A 10,880-nucleotide genomic window follows, 5' to 3' on the forward strand; every position below is an offset into this window, starting at 1 on the left:
CCAGCCCCACCTGCGCGGGTCCCTGACCGTCACGCCACATCAGCACCGCCACCAGCAGGCACATGCCCAGCGCCCGGATGACCAGCGGCGCCATGGACAGCGAGAAGCCCTTCGTCATCTCCGCGTCCGACGCCACCCACGCGCCCGCGCCCGCGCCGCCCAGCGCCACCATCAGGCCCAGCACGCCCCACCACGCTCCGCGCCGCGAGGACTCCCACGGCCGCAGGAGCATCAGCCCCCACGCCAGCAGCGCCAGCTCCACCGCCACGGCGGCCCCTCGGCCCAGCCGGGCCACCGAGGAGGGCCCCAGCACCGCGAAGAACACGAACGCGGCCTCCGCCAGCGCCTGGCGCTTCGCAGGGGCGTTCTCCAGCAGGACGGCGACATCACCACGAAGCACCACGGGCAATTCCTTCCGGCGCCACGGGGGAGAGTCCCGCGGGTTCCCGGACACGCTAACGACTTCGCCCCGGCGCTCCCGGTTTTTCATCCGCGCGACGCCCGGTTCAGGACGGGAGGGCCTTCCCTGGCCTCTCCCGTCCCGACAGGCCCCGCGGCCTACTGGCAGGTGATGCCGGGAAGCCCCCGGTACGCGCCCTGCGAGGTCCAGCGCGTGTAGGGCGTGCCGCAGGAGCCCGCGTAGGGGTCATCCGTGCCGTAGCCCGGCACGTAGTACTCGAAGTGCAGGTGCGGTCCCGTGGAAGCGCCGGACGAGCCCACGCGCGCAATCCAGTTGCCGCAGGCGAGCGTGGTCCCCCGCGCGAACTGCTGCGTGTATGCCTTCAGGTGCCAGTACCAGGTCTGCGTGTTGTCCGGGTGCCGCATGATGATGTAGTTCGCCGTGTAGAGGCCGCACGCGGCATAGGGATTGGACTGGTTCCAGTAGTTGCACCGGTCGTAGTACCCGTCCACCGACGCTTCGACGTAGCCCCGGGCGGCGTTCATCGCCCAGACGCCGTAGTCCATCTTCGAGAACCCGCCCACCAGCGCGTAGTCCGTGCCCGTGTGGCCGCTGTAGCGCACGCCACCGCAGGCGTAGTCCCGGCCGCCGTAGTCCTTGTACGCGCTCACCGTGCAGCCGCCGTTGCCGCACTGATCCGCGAGCTGCGACGCGGGGAAGCGGAACATCGTCTGCGCGGAGGAGACCGCCGGAAGCGAAAGCAGCGCGAACGCCGCCACCACCATGAGCCGCTGAAGGCGCATCACTTCGCACCTCCCACGTCCGCGGCCGCGTGGCCGGTGCGCACGTTGAGCGTCCAGAACACGCCGCCGCCCGCGTTGTAGCGGAGCACGTCCTCGCCCACCCACTCCATGTGGTGGCTGGAGACGGGCGGGGGCACGAACTCCTTCGGCGGGCCGCCGAACAGCATCCAGTTCTCCAGGCCCACGTTGGTGAGCTGCCGGGGCTCCGCGCCTTCCACCGTCGTGACGAAGAACGACGCCACGCTCGTCCGGCCCGACACGAACACCACCGTCTTGCCGTCCGGGGAGATGCTCGGCGTCGCGTCCACGCCCGGGCCGTCCGCCAGCACCTTCACGCGCCCCTTCATGTCGATGATGCCCACCGCCGTCTCATGCGGGCCCGGGGCGCCCGTCTTCAGCGTGGCCACCAGCGCGTCCCCCTTCGCCGTGGGGAACAGGTCGCCGCCCACCTGCTCGGCGAGCAGCCGCTCGCGGCCGTTCGCGTCGCGCAGCCGCAGGGTGCCCTCGCCGTCCAGCAGCGCCACCTCCTGGCCCACGATGCGCGCCTCGCGGTACTTGAACTCCGGGGCCACCACGCGGACCGCGCCGGTGTCCTCGGCGTACCGGACGATGGCCAGCAGCGGGAGGTCATCCGTCCCCAGCGGCTCCACGGGGATCTCCGCGACGATGCCCGCCAGCATCTCCCGGCCCTGGCCGAAGAGCTGGACGAAGCGAGCCTTGGGCCCGAAGGCCTTCTCCACGGCGGGGACCAGGCTCTCGCGCGCCTTCGTCACGCGGCGCAGGTCCGCCGGGTTCGGAGGCGCTTCCGCGAAGGCGGAGCCGCCTATCAGCGTCATCACTGCGAGTGTGAGGAATCGATTCTTCATTTCACTCCGGGGGATGGGGAAGACCGCGACGGGAGCGCGGTGACGAGGTTGTCTCAATGTCTGGGATTGAGTTGCTTTTAAACTGGTTATTCAAGAATAAGTGGAAAATTGAATGAGCGATGCAGAGGCACGGCCGGGCCCGGCGTGTTACGAGCCCATGCATGGCGAAAACCCTTCCCGAGCGCCCACGCGCCGTCCTCGTCGGTGTCCAGCTTCCCGGGGTGACGGATGAAGCGCATGCCGCGGACCTGGCGGAGCTGAAGCGGCTGGTGCACACGCTGGGCTTCGACGCGGTGGCGACCGTGTCCCAGCGCCGGCAGCGGCTGGCCACCGGCACGGTGCTCGGCTCCGGCAAACTCAAGGAGCTGTCCGAGCTCACCGGCGGCTCGGGCGTCATCCCATCCGGCGCGCAGGGCAAGACGTCGAAGGCGCGGGAGAAGTGGGAGGCCGAAGCCGACGCGGAGCCCGAGGACCCGGACGCCCCGGTGGCTCCCGGCGACGCGGACCCGAACGGATCCGGAGCCGAGCCGCCCGACGAGGACGACGACGCCTTCCCGGACACGGACGCGGAATCAGACGCGGACGCGGAGGCCACCGCCGTCGAGTCGGGCCCCAGGCCCACCGTGGTGGTCGTGGACCACGAGCTGTCCCCCGGCCAGCTGCGCAACCTGGAGCGCGCCACGGGCGTGCAGGTGCTGGACCGCGCGGGCGTCATCGTGGACATCTTCCACCGGCACGCCAAGAGCCACGAGGCGCGCATGCAGGTGGAGATCGCCCGGCTCAACTATCTGGCCCCGCGCCTTCGTGAATCCTCCGGAGGCAGTGAGCGCCAGCAGGGCCGCGGCTCGGGTGACTCGGCGGTGGAGCTGGACCGCCGCAAGATTCGCGACCGGCTGGCGGAGCTGCGCGAGGGCCTGGCCGCCATCCAGAAGGACCAGGACCACCGCCGCTACGCGCGCCGGGACCAGCTGCGCGTGGCGCTGGTGGGCTACACGAACGCGGGCAAGTCGTCGTTGATGCGCGCGCTCACGGGCAGCACGGTGCTGGTGGCGGATCAGCTCTTCGCCACGCTCGACACGACGGTGCGCGCGATGCAGCCGGAGACCCGGCCGCGCATCCTCGTCTCCGACACGGTGGGCTTCATCCAGAAGCTGCCGCACGACCTGGTGGCGTCCTTCCGCTCCACGCTGGACGAGGCGCTGGAGGCGTCGCTGCTGCTCTACGTGGTGGACGCGTCCGACCCCACGTGGGCCGCGCAGCTGGAGGTCACCCGCACGGTGCTCCGGGAGATTGGCGCGGACGTGGTGCCGGGCAAGCTGCTCTTCAACAAGGTGGACCGGCTGGACGCGGCGGTCCAGGAAGCGCTCCGGGCCGAGCACCCCGAAGCCATCTTCCTGTCCGCGCACCGGCCGGACGACGTGGCCATGCTGCGCCGGGAGGTCATCGCCTTCTTCGAGGCCTCCATGGTGGAGGCGGACCTGGTGATTCCGTACGCGCGGCAGGCCCGCATCGGTGAGGTGTACGAGCACACCACCGTGGTGTCCCAGGCCTACGACGAGACGGGCAGCCGGCTGCGCGTGCGGGGTCTACCGGGCGCCATCGCCCGGCTCACCCGGTCGTTCCAGGAGTAGGCGTCAGCGCACGACGGGCACGGTCACCGGGTCCTTCTCGTCCACGGTGACCTCCACCTTGCCCACGCGCCACAGCACCGGCTGGAACGCGAAGTTCAGGCGGTGCCCGTCCGCGGTCTCCACCAGGGCGGTGCCTTCCTTGGGCAGGTAGTTGCCCACTTCATATTCGAGCGACGTGAGCGTGATGCGGTCCGTACCGTTCGGCCCCGTCAGCTCGCCCGGCCCGTCGAACACCAGCGACGTGCCGCCGATGATGGGCAGCCCGTCGCGCTTCCCCACGGTGCTGTTGATGGAGAAGCTGTGGCCCTGGCGGCCGGGCACCTGGCCCTCGACTTCCGCGAACAGGCGCGTCTCGTCCGCGCACGTGCCGTAGCCCACCTTGGCCTGGAGCGTCTGGCCATCCACGGCCAGCTCGCGCAGGTCCGCCTTCATCTCCATCAGGTCCTCGCCGCCGCGGTACTCCAGCACCGCGCGTCCGGTGAAGCGCAGGCCGTGCACGTCACAGGCGGACGGGAAGGACACGACGACGGAGTCGGTGACGGCGTCCACGGCCTGCACCCGGAAGGTCGCGCAGGTCACCGAGGCGCTCAGCCCCTCCACGGCGCGGTTGAGGAAGGAGCGCCGGGGCTCGCCGCACGTGTACACGGGCATCAGGCCCAGCATCTCGAACGCGCCCCGCACCTGGTGCGTGGAGGCCGCCAGCCGCTCCACGCGGGCCTTCGCGTCGTCTATCTCCTCCTGGGTGGGCAGGTTGTCCCCACAGGCGGTGGTGGCGAGGGCGGCGAGGGCAGCGAAGGCAATGCGGCGCATGAAGGTCTCCGGAAAGACGGTGCGGCTCCCCCGCGCCATCGCGGAGGACCGTACCCCGAGCCTTCAGCAACGGTCATGCCCCCCTCAACCCCGCGAATCTCCAGGGAAAGGGGCTCCCCTGACCCCATGCAGCGTGTGCAGTGAGCTGCGCAACCAGGGGCGGCCCTGTCCGGGCCCGCCCGGTCCAAACCTGTCCGACAGTCGGACAAGTTCGCGCGGTCCGCCGCCGGAGGGGAGGCCGCGCTCAGGTCCGAGGGGGCTGGGAGATGCCTTCGTCCGCGGGCGAGGCTTCCGGGTTCGCGTCCTCGTCATCCCCGGTCTCTTCGTCCGCGGCCAAGGAGTCGTCGTCCTCCAGGTCATCATCCGGCTCCGGCGCGTCCACGTCCTCCGGCGCGGTGTCGGACGCTTCTGTCAGGACGGTGCCCAGCGGGTAGAGGACCAGGTGGCGCAGGGGCTCGCTGCCCACGCTCACGGCCTCCAGGTGGTTCTTCACCACCAGGGTGTGCTGCAACTTCCGCAGGCGCGACGGGCGCGGCGCGAGCGGCAGGCTGATGCCCTCCGAGAGCACGCGCTGGATGGCCTCCTCCGCGTCCGTGACCGCGGCGTTCACGTCCGCAGGGTCCACGCCCTCCAGCAGGTGGAACTCCGTGCGCAGCGCGCGGCGGATCTCCGTGGCGCTGTTGCGCTTGATGGCCAGCACCCGCGCTCCCACGCGCTCGGCCGCGCGGCGCAGCCGAGGCGAATTCGCACGGCTTCTCAGCGTGAGCACCACCTCCGCGTTCTCCGGACGGCCCACCACCACGGCCTCCACCGGCAGGTCGCGCAGCACGCGCTCCAGCAACTCGCGGCTCACCGCGTGCGCGGCGATGCGCGTGGGCCCGGGCCGGGGCGCTCCCAGTGCGGGCGTCCCCTTCGGCACGCGTCCTCCCGGAGGCGTGGCCTCCACCACCTGCGGCGCGGCCTCCACGTGCACGGCGCCGTCCTTCTGTCGCCGCTTCTCGCCGCCCACCTCCACGCCCGTGAGCAGCCGGTCCACCGCGCCGCCCGTGTCGCGGTGCACGCGCACCTCGTCGCGGTTCACCATCTCCACCACGATGTCGAAGGTGGGCGTGCTCTTGCGCTCCGTGACGGTCTTCTGCGTGCCCCGGCGCCGCGCCTCGTCGTCGCTCAGCGTGACGGTCTGCACGCCGCCCACCAGGTCGGACAGCGTGGGGTTCAACACCAGGTTCTCCAGCGTGTTGCCGTGCGCCGTGGCCACCAGTTGCACGCCGCGCTCCGCGATGGTGCGCGCGGCGGCGGCCTCCGCGGCGGTGCCAATCTCATCCACCACGATGGCCTCGGGCATGTGGTTCTCCACCGCCTCGATCATCACGTCGTGCTGACGGTCCGGCCGGCTCACCTGCATGCGCCGAGCACCGCCGATGCCGGGGTGCGGGATGTCCCCGTCGCCGCCAATCTCGTTGGACGTGTCCACCACCATCACGCGCTTGCCCAGCGCGTCCGCGAGCACGCGCGCCACCTCGCGCAGCTTCGTCGTCTTGCCCACGCCCGGCCGCCCGAGCAGCAACAGGTTGCGCCCGGACTCCACCAGGTCGCGCAGCATGTCGATGGTGCCCTGGATGGCGCGCCCCACGCGCAGCGTGAGCCCCACCACGCGGCCCTGGCGGTTGCGGATGGCCGACACGCGGTGGAGCGTGCGCTCGATGCCCGCGCGGTTGTCGCCGCCCACCTCGCCCACGTGGGCGAGCACCGCCTGGAGCGCCTCCTGATCCACGGGCGCTTCGGACAGCCGCGCCACACCGTGCACCAGCCGAGCCTCCGGAGGCCGCCCCAGGTCCATCACCACTTCCAGCAGCTCCGCTTCAGGCAGCCGCCGTACCGCCTCCTGGAGCGACGGCGGAAGGACCGCCACCAGCAGGGCGAAGTCATTGTTGGCGGGAGTTCCAGAAGCCATCCCCCAAAGCTGCCTCGCCCCGCCTGGCCGCGCACGGCTTTGCGTGATGCACAAAACGGGGCGCCGGCCGGGCGCTGGAGTGTCCGGTTTCCCACCCTTCCCGCTCACCCGTTTTCACTCACAGTGACATATCGGGGTCAGGGTCACCCCTGCGGCATAGGGCCCTTTTTCCCCACCTCCGCGCGACATTGAACCCTGGAATTCGTACTCAAAGTACGGGCATCCCAGGTCTTCAGGCCTAGGGGCATTGTGCCTGAATACAGGTATGGCGTATATTGCACAGCATACCTGGACGTAATGCACTTCAGACCTTTCCCCCGAGGTCTTGAAAGGCGGAGACGCGATGGCGGAAGGCAAGTTGAAGGCGCTTGTGGTGGATGATGACCCACTCGTGCTGGAGCTGGTGGAGCGCTCCATCAGCCGCTACGGCTTCGAAGTCGTCACCACGCGCGCGGCGCTGGGCGTGGCCAACCTGCTGCGGACCGAGCAGCCGGACATCGTGCTCCTGGACGTGAACATCCCGGCGCTGAGCGGCGACCGCATCCTGGGCGTGGTGCGCCAGTTCGCGGGTCCGGACACGCTCTTCATCCTGTACTCGTCCATGGACGAGTCGCGGCTGCGCGAGCTGGTGCGCGCGTCCGGCGCGGACGGCTACATCCCCAAGGGTGTCACCGGTCCGGAGCTGGCGCTGAAGCTGTCCGGCCTGCACCACAAGCGGATGGCGAACCGTCCCACGCCGGTGCGCGTGGATCCGGTGCTTCAGCGCGACGTGTCCGCTCCCCAGTCCCAGAGCACCACGGCCCAGGTGTCGATGGCGTCGCGGTAGGTGTGGACGGTCTCGAACCCGACCCGCGCGTGCGCGCGCAGGGAGCGGGTGTTGCGCACCGAGACCTCGGTCACGACGCAGTCGAAGCGCGAGCGAAGCTGTTCGCGGTGCTGGTGGTAGAGCGCGTCGAAGAGGCCCATCCCCCGGTGGGCCTTGTCCACGCACACCTGCCCCATCACGTAGAAGCGCTGGTCCTTCAGCGGCCGGCCCCGGTGCTCGAGCCCTTCGAGGAGCGCGAACATCGGGTCCAGGACGGGGACCAGCGCGCGGCACTCGCGGGGCATCACCAGCGCGTACGCCACGACGTCTGAGTCCTGCACGGCGATGATGCTGGGCACGAGCGCGTGCATGCGCTCCAGCGTGGCCAGGTCATGCTGGACGGTGACGAAGCCCTGGGCGTGCTGCTCCTCTGGAGACAGCGCGGGAGTCAGGTTGCGGCGCTGCAGGGCCAGCACCTGCTCCAGCTCTTCTGGAGACTGCACGGCCCTCACGACATACGGATGCGACGGCATGGCGCGGGAGCATAGGCCCGCGCCACGCCCGCGAGCGTCAGCGATCGAATCCTGCCGGCCCCGGCGGAGGCTTGTCCGGCAGGTCGCTGTGGAACTCTTCGTGCTGTTCCTCCGGCGCCACGGGTGACGCGTCCACGCCAGCGGGTCCCGGGGGCGGCTTGTCCGGGAGATCGTTCTGGGGCTTGTCCTTCCCGGGGGCCTGACCCGCACTGTTCCGACAGTTCTTCATGTCCGTCCTCCTGAAGGGCCGCCGCGGGATGGGCGCTTCCGGCTTGCGTGCGGCTCCTTCTTGAAAACGTGCTGGGTCCGGTTCTTTTAAATGACCTTACGGATCGTCATTCGAACAGGAGCACGTCGTGCACCCAGCGGTCACCGGGGGAGGCCTGGAGCCAGGCTTGCCGCTCGTCGCGCAGGGCCACGCTGGGCAAGGCGCCCGCGTGGATGCGCTCGCGCACGTCGTTGAAGAAGCGGCCCGCGGTGTCCGGGATGTCCACCGTGGCGGCCAGCACCGCGCGCGCCCCGGCGTCGAGGAAGGCCACCGGCAGGCTGAAGGACTCGTGCGGGAAGGGCGCGGTGCGCGCGGCGCCGCATGCGGCCAGGAACACCAACGGTGCCTTGGAGAGCCCGTGAGCGCGCACCTGGTTGGCGGTGAGCGCGTACCGGCCATCCTGCTCCGGGGCCAGCATGAGGAGCGAGGCGTCCGACAGCTCCGGGCTGAACACGCCGTGCGTGTGGATCTCCACCTCGGTGGCGGTGGCCATCGCCTCCAGCACGCGCGATGGCGTGGCTCGCGCGCCCTCCAGCATCACGCGCCGGGCGTCTTCCCCAGGGGGATGCGACATCGGAGGCAGACGCGGAAGGCCCAGGGCCGCGGGCGTGTCCACGTTGGAGACAACCAGGTGCTCGCCGCTGTCCACCGGCGGAAGAGGGCCCTCGGTCGCGTGGCCTACCCGGTAGCTCCAGGCGATGTCCGGCGGGAGCAGCCGGGGCAGGCCATTCACGGGAGGCGGGGCCAGCACCTGCACCTGCTCACACCCGCGCAGCGCTTCCTGTAACGCGGGCGGTACCAGCCCGGAGGCGTCCTGGCCGAGCGGCGCCGTGCGCGTCTGGGTGAAGTCCCCGTGCACCGCGCCCGAAGGGCCACGCGCCACCGCGAGCGTGCGCTCGTGCTGCACCGACACCGCGAGCACGCAGCGCTCCGGCACCTCGGTCACCTGGAACTGGCGGCCCGCGAGGGCGAGCGCCTCCACGAACGCGCCCGTGCGTCCGGCGTCGGAGATGAGCGCGGCGGAGGCGCGGGCCTGGGCGCGGCGGGCGTACACGTCGCCGGGCCACTGCTCCGCCTGCGTGAGGACGCTCCGCAGCAGGGCGCGTCCAGCGGTGGGGTCGCGCTCCAGCTCGAACTCGCCCTGGATGGAGTCCAGCAACGCGCGTTCACCGGGGCGAGCCTGGCCCTGCCTCAGTCCGGAGAGGGCACGGGACAGCGCGTCCGCCGCGCCGGGCATGGGGCCGAAGCGGGCCAGGTCCGCGAGCACGCCCGCGCCATTCAGCCCCAGCGGCAGGCCGGACTCCATCGACTGCTCCAGGTGCTGGCGGGCCTCGTCCACGCGGAAGTCCATCCACGCCAGGGTGGCCAGGTTGCGGTGCACGTAGTTGAGCTGCGTGCGGTCGTCGGGCACGCGCGCCAGCGACTCCCTGAAGTACGCGCTCGCGGTGGGGGCGACGTGGTGGAAGCGCGCCACCTGCGCCAGCTCCTGGAGGAACAGCCGCTCCTGCTGCCATTCTCCCTGCTTCTTCGCCAGCTGCCAGCCGCGCAGCGCGTGTGCGTGGGCCTCGGCGGGGCGGTGCAGCTCGCCCAGGTACATGTCCGTGAGCCACGCGTGCAGGTCGGCGCAGCGGTAGTCCAGCCGCTCCGCCGCGCACGTGCGCAGCGCCTCCCGCACGCGCGCCTCCGCCTTCCACCACTGGCCGTCGCGCACCTCCTGGTTGGCGCGCTCGCGTTCGGCGATGAGGTGGAACCACGGGTCGCCCAGTCCGTCCGCGGCGCGAGCGAACACCGCCACGTCCACGGGCCTTCCCGCCGTGAGCTCGTACCCGAGCGCGCCCACGTACAGGTCGTCCTCGCCGGAGCGCCGCAGTGTCTCCAGGAAGGCCGGAGGGAAGGGCGTCCTGCCGCGCACGGACCGCGCGTAGTCCCGGGCGAGCGGTTCTCGCTTCTGGAAGTCCCGCGCGGCCACGCGGGTGACGGTCGCGTGCAGCACCGTGCCGCCGCCATAGGCCCGGTCCAGGGTGTCCGCCAACGGCAGCAGCCGCAGCGCCGCGTCCTTCGAGGGAGCCGCGCGGACCGCGTCGTAGAAGGCCAGCCGGACGATGCCCGGAAGGTTCGCGGCCTCCTTCAAAGGCAGCGGCGCGTTGGAGTCCGCCATCAGGTCCTGCGTCGCCGCGAAGGCCTGCTTCCAGGCGCGGCCCCGGGCCAGCGTCTGTTCCCGCAAGAGGCCCGCATGGGTCCGCGCCTCCGCGCTCCAGCCGGGCTCGCCCAGCTTCGCCACGGCGTCGAAGGCATCCGCCGCGAGCAGGGGCAGGTCCAGGTTCCGCAGGACCAGCGCGTGGTTCCACAGGGCCTGTGGATGGTCTGGCTGCTCGCGGAGCACGTCCTCCAGCACGGCCAGGGCCTCGTCGAGCGCCGTCTGTTCGGAGGCCCCGGCATGGGCCAGCGCCAGCGCGACCGCGCGGTCGGAGTCCACGTCCGGGGAGGCGGCCGCGTTGCCCAGGTAGTTCAGGGCCTGCCGCGCGTCGCCCGCAAGCAGGTACGCGGAGGCGATGCCCCGCCAGTCCTGCCGGTCCTCCATCCGGGCCAGCTCCCGCAGCGGTAGCGGCGCCGCCGCGGGAACCCCTCCGCGCATGGGCACGTAGGGGCGGTGTCCATCCAGGGGGACGGAGGTCAGCCGGGCCTCCAGGGGCCGGGTGGGCTCCGGCGCGGACCACGGCGAGGGGGGCTCTCGCGTGACGCGCGTCGACCAGATGCTCACGGCGGCCAGGGCCAGGGCGAACGCCCCCAGGTGACTCCAGTGGGGGCGC

General features: G+C 71.4%; 9 protein-coding genes and 1 pseudogene. 2 read left to right on the forward strand and 8 right to left on the reverse strand.

Annotation, left to right across the window (positions count from 1 at the left end):
- The 3 genes and pseudogenes from D7V77_RS36310 to D7V77_RS36320 form a co-directional block, all read right to left on the reverse strand.
- A pseudogene (locus D7V77_RS36310) lies at positions 1-403 on the reverse strand (CPBP family intramembrane glutamate endopeptidase); the annotation flags it as partial.
- Between the two features lie 155 nt (positions 404-558).
- Positions 559-1,203 (reverse strand): M23 family metallopeptidase, encoded by a 645-nt coding sequence (locus D7V77_RS36315; RefSeq protein WP_120580842.1) that lies wholly within the window; start codon positions 1,201-1,203, stop codon positions 559-561.
- Positions 1,203-2,069 (reverse strand): PD40 domain-containing protein, encoded by an 867-nt coding sequence (locus D7V77_RS36320; RefSeq protein WP_120580843.1) that lies wholly within the window; start codon positions 2,067-2,069, stop codon positions 1,203-1,205. Before D7V77_RS36320 ends, D7V77_RS36315 begins: the two co-directional genes overlap by 1 nt.
- A 161-nt stretch (positions 2,070-2,230) precedes the next feature.
- Between D7V77_RS36320 and hflX the strand changes: the two genes are divergently transcribed.
- Complete coding sequence (gene hflX / locus D7V77_RS36325; protein WP_120580844.1) at positions 2,231-3,700, forward strand: GTPase HflX; 1,470 nt, start codon at positions 2,231-2,233, stop codon at positions 3,698-3,700.
- Positions 3,701-3,703: 3 nt separating this feature from the next.
- On the opposite strand, the gene D7V77_RS36330 is transcribed toward hflX, so the two are convergent.
- A complete protein-coding gene (locus tag D7V77_RS36330) occupies positions 3,704-4,510 on the reverse strand; it encodes a hypothetical protein (RefSeq protein WP_120580850.1) in 807 nt (268 codons plus the stop codon).
- A gap of 244 nt (positions 4,511-4,754) precedes the next feature.
- The gene (locus D7V77_RS36335; RefSeq protein WP_120580845.1) at positions 4,755-6,464 is read right to left on the reverse strand and encodes a R3H domain-containing nucleic acid-binding protein; all 1,710 of its coding nucleotides are present in this window, start codon (positions 6,462-6,464) and stop codon (positions 4,755-4,757) included.
- A gap of 343 nt (positions 6,465-6,807) precedes the next feature.
- Here D7V77_RS36335 and D7V77_RS36340 point away from each other — a divergent pair, with 343 nt between their 5' ends.
- Positions 6,808-7,290, forward strand: coding sequence for a response regulator (locus tag D7V77_RS36340; RefSeq protein ID WP_120580846.1), 483 nt, complete (start codon positions 6,808-6,810; stop codon positions 7,288-7,290).
- Here the strand turns inward: D7V77_RS36340 and D7V77_RS36345 are convergent.
- The 3 genes from D7V77_RS36345 to D7V77_RS36355 form a co-directional block, all read right to left on the reverse strand.
- A complete protein-coding gene (locus D7V77_RS36345; protein ID WP_120580847.1) occupies positions 7,224-7,802 on the reverse strand; it encodes a GNAT family N-acetyltransferase in 579 nt (192 codons plus the stop codon). The two genes, D7V77_RS36340 and D7V77_RS36345, sit on opposite strands and share 67 nt — an antisense overlap.
- Positions 7,803-7,839: 37 nt before the next feature.
- Positions 7,840-8,031 (reverse strand): hypothetical protein, encoded by a 192-nt coding sequence (locus D7V77_RS36350; RefSeq protein WP_120580848.1) that lies wholly within the window; start codon positions 8,029-8,031, stop codon positions 7,840-7,842.
- A gap of 106 nt (positions 8,032-8,137) precedes the next feature.
- Positions 8,138-10,880, reverse strand: a 2,743-nt coding sequence (locus D7V77_RS36355) for a CHAT domain-containing protein (protein ID WP_147452272.1), incomplete at its 5' end; no start/stop codon positions are given.

The sequence above is a fragment of the Corallococcus sp. CA041A genome, assembly GCF_003612075.1.
Taxonomy (GTDB): domain Bacteria; phylum Myxococcota; class Myxococcia; order Myxococcales; family Myxococcaceae; genus Corallococcus; species Corallococcus exiguus.